The following is a 20,781-nucleotide window of genomic DNA, read 5'->3' on the forward strand; positions in this document are numbered from 1 at the left end:
CCAGCCAGCACTATCAATCCGGCACTATCAATCCAGCATCCTCGCTGCACGGCCACTGCGACGCTGGGCACTGTTGTAGTACTCCGACGCCTGCTGCACCGAGCGATGGCGCGACTGTTCCATGGCTTCCGGGAGTGGAATGCCACGATTAGCCGCTTCCGTCAGATAGCCGGAGCGCAGACCGTGGGCGGAGAACTCTGCCGGATCAAGGCCTGCCAGCTTTGCCCGCTGCTTGACGATATCGTTGATGGCTTTCGGATCAAGCGCGCGGGCAGAGACATTGCCCCAACGATCAATGGCCCGGAATATGCTGCCCTTGTCGATCCTGGCCAGTTCAAGCCATGTGTCGAGTGCCTCCACCGGGCGACCGCTCAGATAGACCACTTCATCCATGTCCGCACCGCTGGTCTTCGTGCGACCGAGATGAATGGAGAGCGAGGGCAGGGGGGCTGAACCCTCCACGGCAATGGGCGTCTCCTCAACAAGCTGTTCCTTGCGAAGGCACGCCACCTCACTGCGACGCCGCCCACCGGAGGCGAAGGCAACCATCAGGATGGCTCGATCGCGAACGTCGCGCAGACTGTTTGTGCGGCAGGTCGAAAGCATTCGGGCCAGAACATCGCCTGTCACGGCCTTGGCGCTCTTTTGTTTCCTGGGACGCGGTGTTGCCCGCACCGCTAATCGAATGGCCGATTTGAGGGCAGGGGAGGCGAAGGCACCGTTCAGCCCGCGCCATTTGGTCAATGTCGACCAACTCGCAAGCCGCCTGCGTACCGTATCTGGCGCATGAGGCCCTGTGGATCGCAGAAAACCTTGAATGCGAAGCTTGTGCTCAACCTCATCCGGCATGCCGTGCTGCGGATCAACCAGACGCTTCTGCGCGTCCCAGAGATGATGAGCGACGAACTTCAACAGGATGGCTTCTGGCGCTGGCCAGATGAGAGATTGTCCTGTGGCTGCCATGGACCAGGCCTGCAGATAAGCAAGATCTGAGGTCAGCGCCCGTAGCGTGTTTGCACCCATGCCTTCATTGACCAGATGACGCAGTGTCTCGACATCCTGATCCGTCAGAAGCTCGGCCAGTTCGTCACGCCGCTCCATGGGAAGAACGGAAGCAATCGTGTCGAGTTCATGGATGCGGCGATCAACGGCACTCATCTGGGTAAGCCGTGCTCATCATAGAAGTCGGAATGGTCGGAGGTTGTGCCTGCCGGTACGTTCTTGCGACCCTCTGCTGCTAAAGCCAGAAAATCCTGAAGAGCGTCCGCGTTTCGAGTGACTGACGTGAGCCTGGCGACGGGTCGCTCGTCGCGGCAGATCAGTATCTCGTCGCCGCGGGTGGCAAGTTCAATAAATTCCTCCAGCCGTTCCGCTGCTTCTGCCACCTCAACCAAAACTTTCATGCCACTTGTCCTTACCAAACTCTCTCATGTAGCACAGTATCAAAGACAAGGTCGGTCGAGATCAGTGCGCAATGCTCCAATCTCGTTTGTGCCGCAAGGATGCGGTCCCAGGGATCACGATGCTCCCAGTCAAACGCTGCTGCAAGTTCTGCATGCAGGTCACTGATGGCCAAGGTTTGCAATCCGCTTTCAGTCACGGCTGCCCGCAACTCCTGCGGTTTGAGATCGAGCTTCTTCAGCCGCATCTTATTATCGAGCTCATAGAAAGAAACGGCGCTGACGAGCACGCTGTTGTTCTTGTCCTCGATGAGGGCGCGTGCATGAGGTGAAAGGCGCGCACTGCCGATCGTCCACCAATAGACGGCATGGCTGTCGAGCAGGAGCTTCACGGGCGCTTCCCGCCATCAGCAGGTTCACCGTGAAAAATCCCGGTGTCATCATTCCAGTCACCGGCGTCGATCGCAGCTTGCTCGGCATCATGCTCATCAAACAAGTTGTCCGGAAGTCCCCGCTGCGCCAGAAGCCCGAAGGGTCGCTTACCGGATAGATCCGCGGGACCCACACGGGCATAGATCTCATTGCCTCGCATGATGATGATCTCTTCACCTTGGTTGGCACGTTCAAGAACCTCGGCAAAGTTCTTGCGCGCCTCGCTGATCTTGTAGTGCGTCTGGGGCATCGTGGGCTCCGATTTGAAGGCTTGACCCTCAAGATAACAGGGCGGAAAACGGTGTACAAGGGCTATGTACACATAACCTCCGATAAGGGTTACTTATCGATGGTTAGAGCATCAACCGGAAGTCATACCATGTGAGGAACGGCAATAACCATATAGAGTTCCTTTAGCAAATCATTTACCATAGTTTCAATGGCTTACGATCTCGCGAAAATCAGCATTTCAGCTCTGATGCGGCCCGCGTTTGACACTGGCTGTGGCTTTTAGCTCCCGATTTCAATTGAAGCGCTAAGCGAGAAATTCGGCGCTGAAATCTCCTCTTACGATTTCACTGTGGAGTAGGGGAGGGGCCAACTAAAGCCCTGATGCCTTAGTCAGATTCACGCGGAAGCGATCCCGCCGGCGCTGATATCTGCGTGTCATCTCCGCTGAAGCATGACCTAGCTGTTTCTGGACGTAACGCTCGTCGACTTCAGCGGAGGAGGCCAAGCCCGCGCGAAGGGAATGGCCGGAAAACTTTAAAGCCCGCTCGACCTCACTGAGATCGCCGCGAACGCCGGCAGCCATTGCGGCCCTTTTCACAAGCCGAGCAACCTCCTTGTCGTTCAGCCGCTCCGAGCCGATAGCTTTCCCTTGCCCGGTGACCCGGCGAAACAGAGGGCCATGAGCTAGCTTGGCGAACTTAATCCAGGTTTCGATTGCGGCGACCGGGCAGGTCGCATCGGCCGAGCCGCGACCGACCTCGACCTCTCGCCATCCGGTTTTACCTCGCAGGGTGAGGAGCATACCCTTGTCGAGGATCTCGATCCAACCGCGACCGTCCTCAGTCTGGTCGGCCTTCAGGTCGAGGCCGACGATCTCGGAGCGCCGAAGGCCGCCAGCGAAGCCGATGAGCAACATGGCCCGATCCCGTAGGCCGCGCAGGGAGCCGCGATCGAACGTTTCGACCATGGCAATGATATCCTCAGCCATGACCGCTTCCTTCTGGACAGGTGGCTTGGCGTGGCTGTTGCGGATGCCGGCCATCACGGTGGCGATATGCCGGTCCTTGCGATCGAGCGAGAGGCCACGCTGGGCATAGTTCCAGGAGAGTGAGGAGAGGCGGCGTTCGATGGTCGAGACAGAGTTCGCTTTTGCACCCCGTTCAGCCGTGCCGGAAGCGCAGGCTGTGATGTAGAGTCCGACGGTTTGCGGATGCGGGGGCACGGGGGCCAGATTGGAGCGCCGGCACCACGCCGAAAAATGCTTCCAGTCGGCCGCGTAGGCCTTGCGCGTGTTGGCGGAACTGGCCGCCTGGACATATTCACGAGCGCGATCGGCGAGGCTGGCAAGATGAGCAGGTGTCTCGCCACCGCCGGCCAGAGAGGGGAGGGGGCTTGCGCCTAACACCTCCGGCGCGGAAACATCACGCCCAGCTGCCGTGCTGAGAGACGGCGCTGAGGTCTCCTCGACGTGATTTTTGGTGTTTTGCTCGATGACTTGGGCCATTCCTCTATAATGAGCATAACGTCCGATAATGCAACATTATCGGACGTTTTATCCACGCGACAAGCGGTGCGGTTTATAACGAAAAAAGTAGCACTAACCGCACATCTGATTTATGCTGCTGCGCATGGATTCGATCACATCTGCGTCCTCTGCCACCTCCACATGGCCCGGCCACCTCCCAAGCTGGGCGCTGGCGCGTGGCCGTGACATTGACGAGCGGGATGCTGCTTTCGCCGCAGGTATCGCGCTGAAATCACTCGACGATTTGATCCGTTCGAATACACCATGGATAGGCTGCTGGCGTGATCGTCTTGCTCTCAAGTCAGCCGCCGTCGCGGCCAGGATGCTCGGTCGCAACGAGGAAGAGCCCGCGCTGCGGGACGCCGTTTTGTTGACGCCCGTGGACGGTGATCCCGGTCCTGCTGGGAAGCTGTTTTTGGCCACACGAATGCTATCCCGCCGGATCGGCATGCCGGGCACATCGTTTATAAAGGAATTGGCCACGCTTCTATCGATCCGGTGGGACGACAATCTTGCCTCGGTCCCTGATCTCATTGATTCTGCCATCCAGTCCGGGCGTTCGGCACCTTTCGCGGTGGCGGACCTTATAATGGCGATTTCTGCGGCTCGCCCGGACGCAGAAGTGTTAGCACTTGGTCTGGGCGAGATGGTGCTGGCTCAGAAGCTGAACTGGTCTCAACCAGTTCCCCTGGTGCTACCCGAGCGCTTTGGCCCAGCTTTCCGCACCATCGGTGGCCGGGGTCGCGTCATGCCGGGTGAGTCAGCCTATTCGAAAGCGATCTGCATGGCGATTGTCGATGGCGCCGAACTGGCACTTCGTTCCGCTGCGGAGATCGATCGCCGCGCTAGCCGTTTGTTGGCCATCGCAGCCAAAGTCAGGACCAGAGGAGCTGAACCGGTCATCCGTCGGCTGTTGAACGAAGACGCTGTATCCGCTTCGGCAGCCGGGGCCAGCCTGTCACGATGGGCGGCAAGCCGGCTGTTCGAGCGGCTCGAAGGCTTTGAGGCGATACGCGAGCTCTCGGGCCGGTCCTCCTTCCGAATATTTGGATTGTGACAATGGCAGGAGCGCGCGCAGCCAAACCCCGCCGTCAAGCCCGGGAACGCAAGCAGGAGCTCCTGTATGATCGGGAGCTCTTGGACTTGCCGTCGGAAATGCGCTGGCGGGAATGGATGATGCGCGTCGAGGCGGTCATCTTTGCGTCCTCCGAGCCGGTCAGCCGCGAGACTCTGGCGCGGGTGGTCGGCAAAGACTGCAGCATCGACCTGCTGATCGACGACCTGGTCGGAGAGCTGCGAGATCGCCCTTATGAACTGGTCTCGGTCGCAGGCGGGTGGCAACACCGGAGCCGACCAAGGTTTGCCGAGACGATCCGTGCTTCGTCCGCGCCTACGCGAGGCGGCGTGGCAGCGTTGTCTGAATCTGAGGCGATGGTGCTGATGGCTGTCGGATATTACCAGCCAATCACGCGCGGTGAGTTGTCAAAGATATTTGGCAAGGACGTCAGCCGCGATACGATCGGCGGTTTGCGTGGAGCAGGTTTTATCGGCTCCGGCCCACGGAGCCCCACGCCGGGCGCCCCATATACCTATGTCACGACGCCATATTTCCTCTCGGCCTTTGGCATGGAGACATTGCGGGACCTGCCAAATATCGAGGCGCTGGAAGACGCTGGTCTTTTAAGTAAGCAGGGTGGCTCGGTGGATACTGACCCGGCCATCGGGGACGACATGTTGGAAGATTGACAGCTTTCGGCTTGGTACCGCATTGCGCACTTCACAGGTATTGAAGGCGATCCTGCGGGCGACGATCGCTGCGCACGCCGTTGGTGCTTTGGCACAGCATTTTTATTTCCGGACAGATGTCCTGCGTCGCATGACAAGCGGCTAGCATCTGATCCGCGCCTTTCCGGCTGCCGCTGCAGCTTCGGCCATGTTGACGCGGCACCAGACTTCATCTACTCAAGTTTCCGGTAATGGATTCTGCCTGGCCATGGTGGCCGAACCGCTTCGCAGGATGAAGCTGATGACTCCTACTCAACTTGCCGCAGCCGGCAGAGGGGTAGAGTTGTGTCAGATTACCAACTATCGAATTCGATCGTCGTTGTGGCGTGCGCTTTTTCTGGAGCGCTCGCGTGATGATCCGTCAGTTTTCTAGCCTGCGCCTTCAGCAAATCCAGAGCATCGGCAAATGGGTTGCGGTCACCGTCCCGATGGCGATGATTGTCGGGTCCCTTGTCGCCTTTTTCCTCTGGAGCCTCGATCTCGCCACGGAACTGCGCTTCGCCTATCCCTGGCTGATCTTTCTGATGCCGATCGCCGGTTTTGCCATGGTCTGGGCCTACGGGCGCTTCGGCGGGACGGCTGAGGCCGGGAACAATCTTATCGTCGACCAGATCCATGAGCCAGGTGGCGGCGTGCCGCTACGCATGGCGCCCTTCGTCCTCGTCTCGACTGTACTCACCCATCTTGTCGGAGGGTCGGCCGGACGCGAAGGAACGGCGGTTCAGCTGGGCGGTAGTATTGCCAGCGCCTTTGCCAAACTGTTCAAGCTATCAACCGCCGACATCCGCATCCTGCTGATGGCAGGTATCGCGGCAGGGTTTGGGGCAGTCTTCGGAACGCCGATCGCCGGCGCGATCTTTGCGCTGGAGGTGCTGACCATCGGGCGCATGCAATATGAGGCCCTTCTGCCTGCTCTGATGGCGGCCATCGTGGCCGACTGGACCTGTCATGCCTGGGGAATCGGTCATATCCAGTATCATATCGCCTATCTGTCCAATTTCGATATCGGCGGCGCCTTCAATCTCGACGGTTGGCTACTGGCGAAAGTCTCTCTGGCAGGGGTGATATTCGGGTTGGTCGCCCATCTCTTTGCCGAGGCCAGCCACTATCTGTCGGCCCTCTTGAAAAAGGTGATCAGGTACGCGCCGCTAAGGCCCGTCCTCGCAGGGCTGGTCCTGATCGGCCTGACCTATCTTCTTGGAACTCGAGCCTATCTCGGCTTGGGGGTCTGGTCGCCTGATCCGGCGGACCCGACCATTCTCGGCTTCTTCCGCCCTGATCACGTCGATTACTGGAGCTGGTTGTGGAAGGCACTGTTCACGATCATCACACTCTCGGCCGGCTTCAAGGGTGGTGAGGTGACGCCGCTGTTTTTCATCGGTGCAGGGCTTGGCAGTGCGCTCGGCGGGCTTCTCGGCGCCCCGGTCGATTTGATGGCGGGACTTGGCTTCGTCGCCGTCTTTGCTGGCGCAACGAACACGCCACTTGCCTGCATGGTCATGGGGATTGAACTCTTCGGGGCTACCCATGGCGTCTATATCGCCACCGCCTGCTTTCTCGCCTACCTCTTCAGCGGCCATTCGAGCATCTATTTGTCTCAGCGTATCGGCGTCGTCAAATCGGCTGGTTCGGACCTGCCGACCGGTGTTCCGGTGCGCGCGATCCGCACGAAGGGCGGCAGAACGCCCGCGCCTGTGGCAACGCATGCAAATTCCCTCTCCATTCACGCCAATCTTACCGAAAGGCCTATCGTCATGACCCACACCGTCTCTTCGCGCGAATTCGGCATGGTGCGCATCTATCTTCGCCCAGGGGAGAAAGTGAAGGCGGCTAAGCGCTGGTTCGGCAGCAAGCCGCTCTATCGTGAACTTGTGATCCAGGCGAAAGCGGCAGGGATCATCAATGCGGTCGCTCATCACACGACGTTCGGATACAGCAATCACGGCAAGCTGCAGTCCGAAGGCGTGGAGATCCAGAACCCCAATCTCACCATGTGCGTCGAACTGATCGCGCCGAAGCAGGATCTCGAGACCTTCTGCCGGACGCACGGTGAGTTGCTATGCCGCAAGGTGGTCATCTACAAGCATATCGAGCAGTGGGAAGTCCTGGGTGAAGAGATTGCGGCGCAAGACGCGCTGTCGGGTCGCTTGTCGTCATCCAGCACGTTCTGAGGAAGCGATCATGGGATTTGTCATCGTATTTCTGGGTGCAGGCGTCGGTGGTGCCGTCCGCCATGGTGTGAACCTTATAGTGGCCCATCTGCTCGGACTTGGTTTTCCATGGGCAACCTTATCGATCAATATCATCGGGTCATTGCTGATGGGTATCCTGACGGAGATTTTTGTCATGCGAACCGGGCTGCCGCAGGAACTGCGGTTGTTTCTGACAACCGGCATTCTTGGGGGTTTTACGACCTTCTCGACGTTTTCGCTGGATGCTGTAGGGCTTTGGGAAAGGGGAGAGACTAGCGCCGCCATCCTCTACGCCAGCGCTTCTGTCATCCTGGCATTCATTGCAGTGTTCGCTGGCATGGCGCTGGTGCGTGGTATGGTTGGAGGTCAAACGGCATGAAAAGTATTCTTCTTGGCTGGCCCTTCTGGGCGCTATTGTCGGCTGGCTTTGCGGCAATGACGGCTATCTTCGCAAAAGTCGGGGTCGAAAACGTCAATTCCGATTTCGCGACTTTCATTCGCACGATCGTCATTCTGGCCGCCGCCGGGATGATGGTCTATGTCACCGGAAACTGGCAATCGCCGGTTACGGTGTCCGGCCGTAGCTGGAGTTTCCTTGTTCTATCGGGCCTGGCAACCGGCGCGTCGTGGATCTGCTATTTCCGGGCGTTGAAACTCGGTGATGCCGCACGCGTTGCGCCGATCGACAAGCTCAGTGTCGTCTTTGTCGCAATCTTTGCCGTACTCTTTCTGGGGGAGCGTCTGTCGCTCCCCAATTGGCTTGGCGTCTGCCTGATTGCCTGCGGCGCTGTCCTCGTCGCTTACCGCGCCTAGAGCAGACCAGATGTCGAACCCACTCCGTCTCCCCATCTGGCAGGTCTGGTACGCGTGGCACGCAGTTCTACCAGAGGATGATCGTATATTCTGGCTGGAAGTCGTGTGGAGGCGATGGGAGCCGACGGATGGGCGATGGCGGTATCGCTCATTTCGAACACGAGACGAACGGGACGCAGAAGCTGCGTCGCAGGAAATCTGAATCAGGAGGAACACCATGCACGTTGTTGCGCTCATCCCACATCCTAAAACAGCCCTTTCCAGCCTGCTGATCGCCGACGCTGCATCAGCGGTCGAACCGGGATCAACAATCACGGCGCTCCATGTTTGCGTCGATCCCGCCAAGATCGGAGGCAGTGTAGAGGAAGTCGACATGCAGGAAATGCGGATCCGCGATGAGGGCACGGCCTTTCAGCGACGGAACGAGGTCAGAAAGATCTTCGAGGAGTGGTCGGCAGGGCGTGAACCGTCGCCGGCTGGCGCCAAGGTCTAGTGGGTGGAAGCTGATGGTGGAGAAGAAGACGGTGTCCGCAATCATCTCGGATCGGCCGATCTGGTGACCATCGCCCGCCCGCAATCGATGGACGGCGGCGACGCCCTGCATGCGGCGCTCTTCGATCATCATAGGCTGGTGGTTTTTACGCCGGATACTAACGGAACTGCGGTTTCTTTCGGCCGCTCGATTGCCATTTTCTGGAGGGACGATGACGAAATACGTTCTTGCCTTCAAAAGGCCAGAGCTTGGCTCCGCGCTGCTGATACATTGGTAATTCTCGCAGCACACGAGAACGAAGTCCCAGAGGCGGTTGGGTTCATTCAGTCACTGCATGTCAGCGGGACAGGGCGGCTGCAGACCTCCGTGGCGAAAAACGCCGACGAATTTCTGGAAAAGGCCAATAGGGGCGGTGCCGATACACTTTTGATGGGCGCCTACCGTCATGGCGCATTTCTTGAGGCCGTCTTTGGCGGGGCCACGAAGACAGTGATGGACCACACAAGTTTGCCCGCTTTTCTTAGCCATTAGGCCCAAATAGGACGCATCTTCATGTGGAACTGCCCCCAAGGAATCCGTTCTACAAGCAAAAAAGAGTTCCATATCCTTGAGCGCAGTGAAAGAGTGAAAAATTATTTTGCTGCCGGGTGGAATAACGCGTGATTGCCAGCGTCTCTCTGCTGTCATTTCAACAAGGAGATCACACTATGCGCAAAACAGTTCTGATGGCTCTGCCGCTCGCTTTTCTCATGTCTACCGGTGCAGCCCTTGCTGGCCCTGCCATGGACATGGCCAAGACCCGTATCGAAGCGATTGCCAAGGGCGATGTCGCGACAATCACCAAAGACTACGGCAAGGATCCTTCCCTTGCCTGGATTGGTGGTCCGCTCGACGGCAGTTATGCGTCGGAAAAGGCGATTGCGGAAGTCTGGGCCAAATTCTCGACGGCACAGGGCGAACAGACCGCCACAGTCGGTGAACTCTGGGAGGCAGCCAATCCCAAGGGCGCGACCGTTGCCGCGAATGTTGTCTTTGCCGGCAAGAACAAGGTTCCCGTTCTTTACATCATGACCTATCGTGACGGAAAACTTGTCGACGAAATCTGGCAGGTCAACCCGCCTGCAAAGTAAGGCGACGGGTGGCCATGCCGGCTTCGCCGGTGTGGCCACCGATCCGAAGGGCTGATGATGTCGACAATGGCGATGCGACTGGAGGCTGAAATACCGGCATTGCGACGCTATGCCTTCGCGCTTCTGCGTGATCACAACCGTGCCGACGATCTCGTACAGGATTGCCTTGAGCGTGCGATATCACGCTGGTATCTGCGCCGGACTGATGGTGACCTGCGGGCATGGCTGTTTACCATCATGCGAAACCTGCACATCTCGGCTGGACGCCAATCCCAGCGCCGGGGTCCACACCACGACCTCGATACCGTCACGCTCCCCGGATCGCCAGCCGATCAGGATCATGGCATTGCCGTTCGCGATATACTCGAAGCGCTCGATAGGCTTTCCGACGATCAAAAATCGCTTTTGCTTCTGGTTGGCGTCGAGGATCTGTCCTATGAGCAAGCTGCTGCCGTCATTGGTGTGCCGGTAGGAACCGTGATGTCGCGGCTGTCGCGCGCCAGGCAGAAATTCCGATCTATCCTAGACAACAAGACGCCCGTGACCTTGCGAAGGGTAAAATGATGAACACCGGTTCGCCGATCGGCGAAGATGATCTTCAGGCTTACATCGACGGAAAGCTGACGCCTGACCGTCAGGCGCTTGTCGACGCCTATCTTGCTGGTCATCCTGAAGTGAGCGCAAGGGTCACGCAACAGCTTGCGGACCGGGAAGCCTTGCGAGTGCGGCTATCTGAAAAATTCGCAGAGCCCATTCCAGCGCGGCTGCGCATCGCCAACCTTCAGTCCAACGCAGCTTTGCGAAGACGAGGCTGGTATCGCTCCGCCATGACCGCTTGCATCTTCCTGGGAATAGGCCTGGCCGGTGGCTGGTGGCTAAAGCCTGAAGGCGTGCAAATCAACGCAGCGCGATTGTCCGAGGCGGGTTTTGCCGCGAATGCATCTGACGCCTATCGGACCTTCGTGGTCGAAGTAGCCCATCCGGTCGAAGTTGGAGCGGATGACGAGGCACATCTGGTCACATGGCTGTCGAAGCGATCCGGCCGGGCACTGACGCCACCGAACCTTTCGGCATTCGGGTATAAGCTGCTCGGCGGACGCGTCCTTCCGGGCGGTGGCGCTGCGGCTGCACAACTCATGTACGAGGATGACAAAGGCGAGAGGCTGGCCGTTTATCTACGCGCCGGCCAATCAGCGCAGACAGCGTTCACGTTTGAAGAGAAAAACGGCGTGTCCAGCTTTGTCTGGGTGGATCAGGGGTTCGATTTCGCGGTATCCGCCTCGGTCGATCGGGCAAAGCTCCTTCCGATCGCAACTGCGATTTATCAAGGAATGATTTGAAACCGGGTCAATCTCAATGTCAAAAATGACTGCGGCATTGTACGAACGCCGCAGTCAACTTGTTTCGGGGTTGCCTTTAACAGGCAGCCAAACTGTTAGTTGCTCTGCAAGACCGTAGTTGCTGACGGTTCTGTTCCCTCAACGAGGATAACCTTAGGTGTCTTGGAGGCTTCGCCCGGTTTAACGATGGAGCGGGTCGGACTGGTGGCCGATGCCATCGCGGCACCTTTGGCATCCGTCTTGAACGCCACGATCGGTTCCGGCTGACCTTCGAACAACAGCGCATAAGCCGTGTCCGGCTTCAATTTCGATACGCTGAGATCTACGATATCGATCAGACCAAGATTGCGCGAGACGACCATGCCGCCGCCTTGCGCATCTGCGGCAGGCTTCAGCATAAGTGTGATGTTCTCCGGCATGTCCTTGCGTGGTTCAAGGTTTTGGCGGCCATCGCCTGTCGGGACCGCATCCGGAACGTAGATCAGCGCTTGTGGGGCCTGGCCTGAGGGGATATGGGCGATCTTCTCATTCTTCTGCGTGTCGATCACGTCCACCGCGTCGCCGTTTTCAAGGCCAACAAAGACGCGGCTGCCGTCGCCAGAACCCCAGACACCGTGCGGCAGGGCGCCGACGGGAATGGTGGCTATCAGCTTGGCCTCGTCGTCAAGCGTGTAGACTTTTACGACGTTCTCGCCGCCGATGGTCACATAAGCCAATGTTCCGGTGGATGTTTTGGCGAACGCCAGATGGTTGGTGATCGGACCGCTATCGATCACGCCCTTGACTTTCAATGTCTTGGTATCAATCCGCGTCACCTTGCCGACATCCTTGTGGGTTAGCCAAGCTTCCTTTCCATCTGGCGTCACCTGAATGAAAGGCGAGAATGGCGAGACCACCGGAATGGATGCAAGCAGCTTTTTCGACGCTACATCGAACACCTGAACGACCGGATTGAAGCTGTTGGCCACAAAGGCGCGCTTGCCGTCTGGCGTAAAGATCGTCATGCCGGGACCGCTTTCGGTCTTGATGCGATCGGTCTCCTTGAATGTCTTCGCATCGATGACCGAAAGGTAATCCTCGCCCCGCACTGTTGCCCAGACGTGTTTGCCATCCGGCGTGAAGAAGGCCTCGTGCGGGTTGCGGCCGATATAGGCGACGCCTTTGATCTTGTTTGTCTCGGTATCGATGAAGGTCACGGAATTGGTCACGGTCGAGACGGCGACGATAGTGCGGTGATCCGGCGAGAAGCCAAGGCCGTGGACGTTGACCTCACCCTTGTAGAGCGGGCTCAAGACATTCGGGCGTGGGTCGCCGAGCTTGATCAGGCCGAGAAGCGTGTTGGTCGATGGATCGATGACAGATACGGTGTTGCTGTTCTGGTCAGCAGCATAGACCCGGTCCTTGGATTCGGGCAGGGCAAAGGCTGGGGTGCTCGCCATCAGGGCGATCAGCAGGGCTGCGGAACGTTTCATTTCGAAGTCTCCGGGTTGGCGGCGACGGAGCCGCGCTGTTGTGTGAGCATCGAATTCATCAACTGAATTTCGTAAGCCTGCTCTGTGATGATCGACTGGGCGAGGTTTCGGATCTGCGGATCTTTGGTGGTGAGCAACATAGCCTTGGCCATGTCGATGGCGCCCTGGTGATGTGGGATCATCTGCGCCAGAAAATCGTGGTCTGGATTGCCTGTTTCGGGTACCGCCATCATGCCGGCATGCATTTTGTCCATGGCGACCTTCATGCTTTTGGAGAACGCAGTGGAAGTGCCGCTATCTTCCATGCTCATCGCCGGATGGTGGTCGTGGGACTGCTCAGCAGTTGCACTTCCCACAATGGCAAAACTGGCAACAAGTATGAAACTGTAGACGCGCATGGCGGAATCCTTTTGGCTTGAGTGGATAAGAACGCTGTGGGTCGCCGTTTATTCCATTGCTCATCCGTATTTTTCCTCACGTCGGCGTGAGCGGTTGGCACGCGCGGCACTATGCCGGTCTGCGCTAAGAATTATGGAAGGCGGATCTTGACTCGAAGCGTGCCCAAATACTGCTTGCTCATATGCCGCCAAGAGGATCACGCGCGTTGCATCTAATCTGCATGTGAACGATGTCTGAGGGCGATACCCGCAGCGGATTGCGGTATGGAGAATGAACGGCCGGTTGGAACAGGGCGAAAAAGCAGACATTCTAAGCCGTTCGACGACGGCGCCCAGTCGTCCGTCTTTTCAGAGGAAAACCAGCCTGGTCGATCGTAGGAAAACTTCCCTCAGAGAATTCCGCCACTCTCAGATTTTGGTTTCACTCCAGGCTGGCGGTGGCTTTCATGACTGCTTTAGCGACCTCGTTGAAACTCATTTCAATCCGAACCTGTTGGCCGTTGACGAAAAACGATGGCGTGCCGGCCACGCCGAATTTTTTGTTCGCTTCGGTCGTCGCAGCATTGAGCTTGTCGAGATAGGCCTGATCGGCGACAGCGCGATCGAAACCCGCGCGGTTGATGCCCATGCTAGCGGCGATCTCGCGCAATGCACCCTCGGCATTGGCGGCGCCGGCAATCTCATCGAATTTCGTCATGAAGGACGATACCGTCTCGTCGAATTTGTCTCGGCCCCGCGCATTCGCCAGCATGAAGATAACGGCATCCACCGAGTTTCGCACGAAGGGCCGGTAAGCGATCTTCAACTTACCCGATGCGACATATGTATCCTGCAGTTTCGGCAGGTCTCGTTCATGGAAGTCGATGCAGTGGCTGCAGGTTGGGGAGGAATAGACGACAAGCGTCACTGGAGCGGTCTTCTCGCCAACGAAGCTGTCTTGGAATACGGCCGGGTTCATCAAATCCTGCAAGGGTTCGGCCTTGGCCGATGTCACGCATCCCAAAGCAATGCCGACGATCACGGCCATCATACGAAACGTCATGTCTTCTCCTGTTCGGTTACGAGAAAAAACACTCCGGCATGAGCAATGCCGGAGTGTTTCGATCATCAGTCGGCCTTGAGGCAGGGCGAGACGAAGAGCGAGCGGTCAAGAGTGCCCTTGATCGTCTTGGCCGCGACCAGCAGCCACATGCAGACAAGTGCAATAACAAGAACCGCGCCAAAGATTGCGATAGACGACATCGGCACCATCGTTGAGAGACGAAGCGTGGCGACGGCAAACACGCCAAGCGGGAAGGTATAGCCCCACCAGCCGATATTGAATGGCAGGCCCTCGCGAAGGTAGCGCAGTGTGATCAGGACAGCAGTCGCCAGCCACCAGATGCCGTAGCCCCACAGGAGGATCGCGCCGAGGAAGCTGGCGCCACCGAAGGCCGGAGCAACGCTCGCCAATCCATTCGCCGACAACACGGCGGGTCCGGTCTGGCTCATGACGAGAAGACCAAGGGCACCGGTTCCGATCGGGCCGAGAGCCAGCCAACTCGAGGCGGCCATGTTGACATGCGGAAGCTTGTGGACCGCCATGCGCAGGAAAAGGATCACGAGCACGCTCATGGCCAGCGGAACCGAGCAGGCCCATAGCACCAGGCTGGTCATCAGCACCGTCAACTGCGTTTGAGCGTCGGCGATGTGGGGCAAAAGCAGGCCACCGCTGACGGCCGCCACCTCGCTCGCCACGATCGGCAGCAGCCAGACCGCCGTCATTTGGTCGATCGAGTGCGATTGGCGCGTAAACATCATGAACGGGATTGCAAGACCGCAGGCCAGCGACAGTGTGACGTCGATCCACCAGAGCGTCGTTGCGATTGCCACCGCCGTGTCGCCGATATGCGGGATGCCGTAGATCAGAAAGCCGTTGATGATGGTGGCCAGTCCCATCGGGATGCAGCCAAAAAACATCGACACGACAGAATGCGAGAAGACGCGGCTTGCCTCATGAAAATAGAGCAGCCAGCGTGCCGTGTAGAGCGTTGTGCAGGTGGCAAACCACAGGATATTGAAGAGCCAAAGCGCCTGACCGATCGCGAAAAGCCACGGATGCCCAGGAAATTGTGCGAGAGCGACCGAAAGAATGCCGGTGCCCATCGTGGTCGCGAACCAATTTGGCGTAAAGTTCCGTATGACATAGCCCTGCATGGGAACGTCCGGGGCTGGCGTGACCGGCCTCTTGAAGGCAACAACCTTGTGCATCGAATTTCTCCTGATCGTTGAGGAGAAAATACGTGGGTACATCGATCAGTTCCAACGCATAGTTCAGGATATTTCGATCGCCGTTTTCGATTGATCGAGTTTTGCGGCGGCAGCTTCGAAAACCGCGTGAAGGCGGTCGCGCAGCGTCGGCGAGGTATTGATCAGCGTCGGGCTCGGATGGGGGCAGAGGATCACCTCAATGCCGGCATCCACCAGTACCCCTTCAGCACCGCTCGCCACCGCGCCCGCCAGGATGGCGACACGTAGGTTCGGCAGCAGCGGCAGAAGGCCTGCAAGTCCCATGATGCCCTCGCGCCGCTCGCTGGCCACGATCGAGCCTCGGGTTGCGCGGACCCACGGGACCGTATTCCACAGAACGATGTCTCGGCGCGATATCCCTGCGCCAGTCAGCGCCGTGCGCAGGTTCTTCGCCGTGCCGGTCGGGTTATCGATCGAAACGAAACGCCGGCCGCGTTCGACCGGACTTGGTCCAGGCGTCTCCAAAATGATCAGCAGTCTTGCGCTGATACCGCCATCGTATGGATCGAAGTTCGGCATATCCCGGTCGGAGTTAAGCTGAAGGTGCTCCCGGAAGGCGTTCAATGGCTGCATATGCGCGCTGTCAAGCGCGGCCAACCGCTCCTCGCGTCGATGCTCGTGCCAGAGCGTATCAGGTCCGCGATAGGTCATCGTGTCTGTTCCGACAACAGGGCTTCGAACGCATCGGCCGCCTTGGAGCGATACCGCTCCTTATGCCGGAGCAGGAAGAATGGGCGCGGAAGCGGAGAAGCATTGGCCTCGACCAGCAGGCCGCTGTTGAGTTCGGTCTGGGCAGCACTTCGCGATGTCAGTGTTGCCCCCATGCCGGCCTCGACTGCGCCGAGCACGGCCTCGTTTCCGGGCAGGACAATTGCAACGTTCAACGCCTGCAGCTTCAATTTCTCTTTCGTCATCATCGTCTCGAAGGCGAGCCGTGTTCCCGATCCGGGCTCGCGAAGAACCCATGTCGCGTCTTCAAAATCGGCCTTTCCGAGCTTTTTGCCTTTGGCCCATGGATGAGTTGGCGACACGACGAGGATCATCTCATCCGTGGCGATCATGCGCGACAACAAGGCCGGTCTGTCGACCGCGCCCTCTACAACGCCGAGCTCAACCCGCCCTGCCTCAACCGCGTCGCCTACCGCCTCGGTATTGCCGATCCTGACGTCGAGACCGAGACCAGGATAGCGTGCGTGGAACGTCGCAAGCCTGGAGGGCAGCCAATAGGCGCCAACAGTCTGGCTCGCCATAACAGACAATTCCCCGCGCAAAAGTCCGGCAAGGTCGCTTAGCGCAGACTCGGCGGCTTTCGCTTCAGCCAAGACCTGAAGTGCATGCTCGAGAAAGATCGTTCCGGTTTGGTTTAGGACGATAGAACGACCGATCCGGTCGAACAAAGCCACGCCGTGCCGTTCCTCAAGCGCGATGACCGCAGCACTGACGGCCGACTGCGTCATGTTCATCGCTTTGGCAGCCTTGGTGATGTGCTGTTGGCGGGCGACTTCGGCGAAGATGCGCAACTGGTCGAGGGTCATGAAGATAGCAACCTTGAATCTGCTGCGAGTTATAATCGATTTTTCCGAATGTTCGTAGCAAAATTATGCGATGGAACTGATGCAGAATGGCGCTAGTTTTCTCCTACCAGACACGGAGGAAATACCATGCTGAAATCCATCATCACCGGCGCGGCGATTCTTGTCGCCACGACAGCACCAACGCTTGCCGCCGATATCCACGTCTATGGTCCCGGTGGACCACTCCCTGCCATGAAGGAGGCGGCAGCCGCCTTCGAGAAAAGCTCCGACAACAAGGTTATCGTTACCGCCGGCCCGACGCCGCAATGGATCGGCAAGGCTAAAGACAATGCCGACCTGATCTTCAGCGGCTCCGAGACGATGATGTCGGATTTCGTCAAGGCGATGGACGGCCAGATCAAGGACGCTGATGTCGTACCGCTCTACTTGCGTCCTTCCGCTATCCTGGTGCGTCCGGGGAACCCGGAGAAGATCACCGGCCTCGCTGATCTGTTCAAGCCCGGCCACAAAGTGCTTGTCGTCAATGGTGCCGGGCAGAACGGTCTTTGGGAAGACATGGCCGGACGAACCGGCGACATTGAAAAGGTGAAAGCTCTTCGCGCCAATATCAAGACGTTTGCCGCCAACAGTGCCGAAGCCAAAAAAGCCTGGACCGAGGACAAGTCTTACGACGCGTGGATCATTTGGAACATCTGGCAGGTCGCCAATCCAAAACTCGCAGATGTCGTCGAGGTCGAACCGGACTATCGCATCTATCGAGACACCGGGATCGTGCTGACTGAGCGCGGAGGCAAGAGTGCCGACGCCAAAGCGTTTTCGCAATTCCTTCAGGGCCCTGAGGCCAAGGCGATCTTTGCCAAGGCCGGCTGGACCACGCCCTCGAAATAACCCTATACCGTCTCAGGAAAGATAACGACAATGCAATCCACTCCCAAAAAGATCGCTGTGACCGGTGCTGCCGGTCAGATCTGCTATTCCCTGCTGTTTCGGCTGGCGAATGGTGACCTTTATGGCAAGTCGCAGCCGATCGAACTTCGACTTCTCGATCTGCCTCAAGCCCAGGACGCCGTACGCGGCGTTGTCATGGAGCTGGAAGACTGCGCCTTTCCGCTGCTGCACAACATCGTCATGACGGATGATCCCCGCCAGGCGTTCGAAGGTGTCGATGCGGCGTTCCTCGTCGGCTCCAGGCCGCGATCAAAGGGTATGGAACGGCGGGACCTGCTTGCTGCGAATGCAGAGATCTTCAAGGTGCAGGGCAGGGCGATCAACGAAGTCGCCGGACGCCGGGCCAAAATTTTGGTGGTTGGCAACCCTGCCAACACCAACGCTTCCATCCTGATCGCCAATGCTCCGGACTTTAACCCAAGGCAGGTCAGCTCGATGATCCGGCTTGATCACAACAGGGCGTTGACCCAACTGGCGCGCAAGGCCGCCTGTGGCGTCGGCGACATCGACAAGCTCGTTGTGTGGGGCAATCACTCGCCGACCATGTTTGCCGACTGGACCTACGCAACGGCTACCGGCAGGCCCTTATCCGAGACCATCGCCGACGACCATTGGTACAAAGAGGTGCTGATCCCTGAAATCGCAAGGCGTGGCACCGCCATCATAGAGGCGCGCGGCGCGTCGTCCGCGGCATCCGCCGCCAATGCAGCGATCGATCAGATGCGTGATTGGATGCATGGCACGGATGGGCGCTGGACATCGATGGCTGTTATATCGCAGGGGCAGTATGGCATACCGGAGGGTCTGGTGTGTGGCGTACCTGTGATGTGCGAGGACGGTGATTATAGCGTCGTTGAAGGTCTCGATCTGGACGGGTTTCAGAAGAGTAAGCTGGACAAAACGATAGAAGAGCTTGTCGGAGAGCGCGACGCCTTATCCTGATATAGTGGGATGGGGAGGCTGGCACAGAACCTGTGCGGAGATTGCACGCCTGTTCTCCGCAAAATTTCTGAGAATAGGCGCCAGCCTCCGAAGAGGCGAATGCCGCCACGACGATCAGCGAGCTGCAGCTTGACGGGCTGGTTCAATTTTATCTTTCATAATCCGCTTCGACCGCCGAATGGGAAGGACGAAGCCCTCATCCAGATAGGCGTCGTCGGGGATGAAACGCTCGAACAAGCGTATCCGGCTGGAAACCGACATAGTCGGTAGCACTGCGATCAAATCTTGTCGCCAAGGCCATTTCGGCGGATTGTTCGTCGCCAGGATGTTCGCCACTGTACCGATAGAACGATTGATTATCTGTTCAAAGTATTGCGCTTCAATGGTCACCGGCACCTTAGATGCCCGCCGCAGGTCATAAGCGCAAGAGGTGCAGACATGCTGGCCGACAAGCCGTGGCTGAGCGAAGGCATTAATTCCGCGGTGGCACGATGGGCAACGGTCGCGTAATCCGCACCCGTGGATAAAGCAGGAGATTCTAGTCGAGTGTCGCCATCGCCTCCGAAAATATGGGGGCTGATCAGCATCGAGGCACGCAGGACAGAATTGCAGCCACGTCGAAGCAGCACGACGGGCTTTGATGACCAGTGGTAGCGGCATGTGTCTGTAATCACATGGCTGCAAGGCCATTGACGACAATCGGTCTCTCGGAATTCCAGATCCCTCCGAGAGCTGGTCCAAGACATCGTCCTGAAGTTTTAAATCGAACCTGGCAGACCACATTCTGTGGCGCAGTCCAAGAACGCGCGCAAAATCTCGCGGTGCTACGCCATTGGCAGAAGCGATCCGATGTAACCAGCTCGACAGGAGTTCGTCGGCGTGTGGTTCTACTTTAACCGGCCACCGTTCATACACAACGTCCCGGTAGCGCTCCTGCGGAATGACCACCATCAGTGACGGCCCAAGCAGGCTCAAAGAAGCGCCTCACGAATGGGCCCATGCCGTCTTTTGGACAGCGGAATGTACCGCAGGTTATCGATGGAGGATTTGGTGATACGTTCGTCTCCCTCCTGGATTGCTGCAATCGCGGCCTTGGTCAGGATCGCGACGATCTCTCCGATCAGCCCCTCGGAAAGACCAAGAATGTGTCGGGCCTTTCGCTCCGCCGACAGATCCGAGCTGCGTGCGAGGGGCAAGGCGGCCTCGAGACTGTCCAACAATGACAGGTAGGCCTCATCGTACGACCAGCGCGGAATCGGAAAGAGTTCGAACCGACTCGCCATCTCGCTGGTTGCACATATGTAGTCGTAAACCGTGACCTCTCCGACCAGAACCGGCGAGATATCGTATTGCCGACCAATGCGACGCAGAAATGCGAAGACTGCTTCAACGTCACGCGGCCGGCCCCTAAGCGCGTTGTGGAATTCGTCAAAGATTAGGACCTTCGGTCTGAGCGCCGCAAGGAGATGGTCGAGTTGCTCCGCTTTGCGTCCGAGAGTCCACACATCGCCGCCCGGCGCGTTGAGCGCGTGGAGAATGCTGGCGTAAAAATGGCCAAGTCCTGCACCTTCCCGGGTCTGGACGATCCAGACCTTCTGGTCTGCGGAGGCCTTCAGGCAATCCACGGCAAATCGTTCGACGATCATCGTCTTGCCATTGGCGTAAGGCCCGACAATCATCAGCCCTTGCGTGCGCAGTGAAGGAGGGCGTGACAAAAAATCCGATAGCCGCTGATGGCTTTCGATCGCAGCTTGATGCCCGATCCACCTCGGAGCTCGGATATACGCGATCCGCTCCTCAATGGCGCGGTCGAGATAGGGGCGAACATGTTCGAAGAGGTGATCTTCCATAGCCGA

25 protein-coding genes, 2 pseudogenes and 1 riboswitch are annotated in these 20,781 nt (G+C 58.2%); of the genes and pseudogenes, 13 read left to right on the top strand and 14 right to left on the bottom strand.

Features of this window, described 5'->3' with window-relative positions; all coding sequences use genetic code 11:
* Positions 1–27: 27 nt before the first annotated feature.
* The 5 genes from AC0JZ1_RS20230 to AC0JZ1_RS20250 form a co-directional block, all read right to left on the bottom strand.
* The gene (locus AC0JZ1_RS20230) at positions 28–1,158 is read right to left on the bottom strand and encodes a site-specific integrase (RefSeq protein ID WP_471884246.1); all 1,131 of its coding nucleotides are present in this window, start codon (positions 1,156–1,158) and stop codon (positions 28–30) included.
* The gene (locus AC0JZ1_RS20235; RefSeq protein ID WP_471884247.1) at positions 1,155–1,403 is read right to left on the bottom strand and encodes a type II toxin-antitoxin system Phd/YefM family antitoxin; all 249 of its coding nucleotides are present in this window, start codon (positions 1,401–1,403) and stop codon (positions 1,155–1,157) included. The genes AC0JZ1_RS20230 and AC0JZ1_RS20235 overlap by 4 nt, the downstream gene beginning before the upstream one ends.
* Positions 1,404–1,414: 11 nt before the next feature.
* On the bottom strand, positions 1,415–1,792 hold the full coding sequence (locus tag AC0JZ1_RS20240; RefSeq protein WP_471884248.1) for a type II toxin-antitoxin system VapC family toxin: 378 nt from the start codon (positions 1,790–1,792) through the stop codon (positions 1,415–1,417).
* Entirely contained in the window at positions 1,789–2,082 is a 294-nt protein-coding gene (locus tag AC0JZ1_RS20245; protein ID WP_471884249.1) for a type II toxin-antitoxin system Phd/YefM family antitoxin, read from the bottom strand. The genes AC0JZ1_RS20240 and AC0JZ1_RS20245 overlap by 4 nt, the downstream gene beginning before the upstream one ends.
* A gap of 351 nt (positions 2,083–2,433) precedes the next feature.
* The gene (locus AC0JZ1_RS20250; protein WP_471884250.1) at positions 2,434–3,567 is read right to left on the bottom strand and encodes a site-specific integrase; all 1,134 of its coding nucleotides are present in this window, start codon (positions 3,565–3,567) and stop codon (positions 2,434–2,436) included.
* A gap of 124 nt (positions 3,568–3,691) precedes the next feature.
* Between AC0JZ1_RS20250 and AC0JZ1_RS20255 the strand changes: the two genes are divergently transcribed.
* From AC0JZ1_RS20255 to AC0JZ1_RS20305, 11 genes and pseudogenes are all read left to right on the top strand, one after another.
* On the top strand, positions 3,692–4,645 hold the full coding sequence (locus AC0JZ1_RS20255; protein ID WP_471884251.1) for a DUF1403 family protein: 954 nt from the start codon (positions 3,692–3,694) through the stop codon (positions 4,643–4,645).
* Positions 4,646–4,647: 2 nt separating this feature from the next.
* Positions 4,648–5,334: an SMC-Scp complex subunit ScpB gene (gene scpB / locus AC0JZ1_RS20260; RefSeq protein WP_307159680.1), complete on the top strand. Its 687-nt coding sequence runs from the start codon at positions 4,648–4,650 to the stop codon at positions 5,332–5,334.
* 31 nt (positions 5,335–5,365) lie between these two features.
* Positions 5,366–5,479 (top strand): annotated as a pseudogene (locus AC0JZ1_RS20265) (cytochrome b); the annotation flags it as partial.
* Between the two features lie 72 nt (positions 5,480–5,551).
* A riboswitch (Fluoride riboswitch) is annotated at positions 5,552–5,631 on the top strand.
* A 95-nt stretch (positions 5,632–5,726) separates the two neighbouring features.
* Entirely contained in the window at positions 5,727–7,544 is a 1,818-nt protein-coding gene (locus AC0JZ1_RS20270; protein ID WP_471884420.1) for a DUF190 domain-containing protein, read from the top strand.
* A gap of 10 nt (positions 7,545–7,554) precedes the next feature.
* On the top strand, positions 7,555–7,944 hold the full coding sequence (gene crcB, locus AC0JZ1_RS20275; protein WP_165137468.1) for a fluoride efflux transporter CrcB: 390 nt from the start codon (positions 7,555–7,557) through the stop codon (positions 7,942–7,944).
* The gene (locus AC0JZ1_RS20280; RefSeq protein WP_471884252.1) at positions 7,941–8,378 is read left to right on the top strand and encodes an EamA family transporter; all 438 of its coding nucleotides are present in this window, start codon (positions 7,941–7,943) and stop codon (positions 8,376–8,378) included. Before crcB ends, AC0JZ1_RS20280 begins: the two co-directional genes overlap by 4 nt.
* Before the next feature lie 217 nt (positions 8,379–8,595).
* A complete protein-coding gene (locus AC0JZ1_RS20285; protein ID WP_471884253.1) occupies positions 8,596–8,871 on the top strand; it encodes a hypothetical protein in 276 nt (91 codons plus the stop codon).
* Positions 8,872–8,874: 3 nt separating this feature from the next.
* A complete protein-coding gene (locus AC0JZ1_RS20290; protein ID WP_471884254.1) occupies positions 8,875–9,402 on the top strand; it encodes a hypothetical protein in 528 nt (175 codons plus the stop codon).
* Between the two features lie 176 nt (positions 9,403–9,578).
* The gene (locus AC0JZ1_RS20295) at positions 9,579–10,001 is read left to right on the top strand and encodes a hypothetical protein (protein ID WP_075627915.1); all 423 of its coding nucleotides are present in this window, start codon (positions 9,579–9,581) and stop codon (positions 9,999–10,001) included.
* Between the two features lie 57 nt (positions 10,002–10,058).
* Positions 10,059–10,565 carry a sigma-70 family RNA polymerase sigma factor gene (locus tag AC0JZ1_RS20300; protein ID WP_081177394.1) on the top strand — a complete coding sequence of 169 codons (507 nt, stop codon included), beginning with the start codon at positions 10,059–10,061 and terminating at the stop codon, positions 10,563–10,565.
* Entirely contained in the window at positions 10,562–11,341 is a 780-nt protein-coding gene (locus AC0JZ1_RS20305; protein ID WP_081177378.1) for an anti-sigma factor family protein, read from the top strand. The genes AC0JZ1_RS20300 and AC0JZ1_RS20305 overlap by 4 nt, the downstream gene beginning before the upstream one ends.
* 95 nt (positions 11,342–11,436) lie before the next feature.
* On the opposite strand, the gene AC0JZ1_RS20310 is transcribed toward AC0JZ1_RS20305, so the two are convergent.
* The 6 genes from AC0JZ1_RS20310 to AC0JZ1_RS20335 form a co-directional block, all read right to left on the bottom strand.
* Positions 11,437–12,813, bottom strand: a complete 1,377-nt coding sequence (locus AC0JZ1_RS20310; protein WP_165137459.1) for a YncE family protein — start codon at positions 12,811–12,813, stop codon at positions 11,437–11,439.
* Positions 12,810–13,211 (bottom strand): DUF305 domain-containing protein, encoded by a 402-nt coding sequence (locus AC0JZ1_RS20315; protein WP_165137456.1) that lies wholly within the window; start codon positions 13,209–13,211, stop codon positions 12,810–12,812. The genes AC0JZ1_RS20310 and AC0JZ1_RS20315 overlap by 4 nt, the downstream gene beginning before the upstream one ends.
* Positions 13,212–13,632: 421 nt before the next feature.
* Complete coding sequence (locus AC0JZ1_RS20320) at positions 13,633–14,253, bottom strand: DsbA family protein (RefSeq protein ID WP_471884255.1); 621 nt, start codon at positions 14,251–14,253, stop codon at positions 13,633–13,635.
* Between the two features lie 65 nt (positions 14,254–14,318).
* Positions 14,319–15,461 carry a TDT family transporter gene (locus AC0JZ1_RS20325; RefSeq protein ID WP_471884256.1) on the bottom strand — a complete coding sequence of 381 codons (1,143 nt, stop codon included), beginning with the start codon at positions 15,459–15,461 and terminating at the stop codon, positions 14,319–14,321.
* A 63-nt stretch (positions 15,462–15,524) separates the two neighbouring features.
* Positions 15,525–16,151: a uracil-DNA glycosylase family protein gene (locus tag AC0JZ1_RS20330; protein WP_471884257.1), complete on the bottom strand. Its 627-nt coding sequence runs from the start codon at positions 16,149–16,151 to the stop codon at positions 15,525–15,527.
* Entirely contained in the window at positions 16,148–17,035 is an 888-nt protein-coding gene (locus AC0JZ1_RS20335; RefSeq protein WP_165137444.1) for a LysR family transcriptional regulator, read from the bottom strand. The genes AC0JZ1_RS20330 and AC0JZ1_RS20335 overlap by 4 nt, the downstream gene beginning before the upstream one ends.
* A 126-nt stretch (positions 17,036–17,161) precedes the next feature.
* Between AC0JZ1_RS20335 and AC0JZ1_RS20340 the strand changes: the two genes are divergently transcribed.
* Together AC0JZ1_RS20340 and AC0JZ1_RS20345 are read left to right on the top strand one after the other, a co-directional pair.
* Positions 17,162–17,923, top strand: a complete 762-nt coding sequence (locus tag AC0JZ1_RS20340) for a substrate-binding domain-containing protein (RefSeq protein ID WP_471884258.1) — start codon at positions 17,162–17,164, stop codon at positions 17,921–17,923.
* Between the two features lie 30 nt (positions 17,924–17,953).
* Entirely contained in the window at positions 17,954–18,925 is a 972-nt protein-coding gene (locus AC0JZ1_RS20345) for a malate dehydrogenase (protein WP_471884259.1), read from the top strand.
* 114 nt (positions 18,926–19,039) lie between these two features.
* Here the strand turns inward: AC0JZ1_RS20345 and AC0JZ1_RS20350 are convergent, their stop codons facing one another.
* From AC0JZ1_RS20350 to AC0JZ1_RS20360, 3 genes and pseudogenes are all read right to left on the bottom strand, one after another.
* On the bottom strand, positions 19,040–19,321 hold the full coding sequence (locus AC0JZ1_RS20350; protein ID WP_236769788.1) for a hypothetical protein: 282 nt from the start codon (positions 19,319–19,321) through the stop codon (positions 19,040–19,042).
* A gap of 171 nt (positions 19,322–19,492) precedes the next feature.
* A pseudogene (locus tag AC0JZ1_RS20355) lies at positions 19,493–19,876 on the bottom strand (TniQ family protein); the annotation flags it as partial.
* Between the two features lie 20 nt (positions 19,877–19,896).
* A complete protein-coding gene (locus AC0JZ1_RS20360; protein WP_471884260.1) occupies positions 19,897–20,775 on the bottom strand; it encodes a TniB family NTP-binding protein in 879 nt (292 codons plus the stop codon).
* Between the last annotated feature and the right edge of the window lie 6 nt (positions 20,776–20,781).

This window comes from Affinirhizobium capsici, from assembly GCF_977018625.1.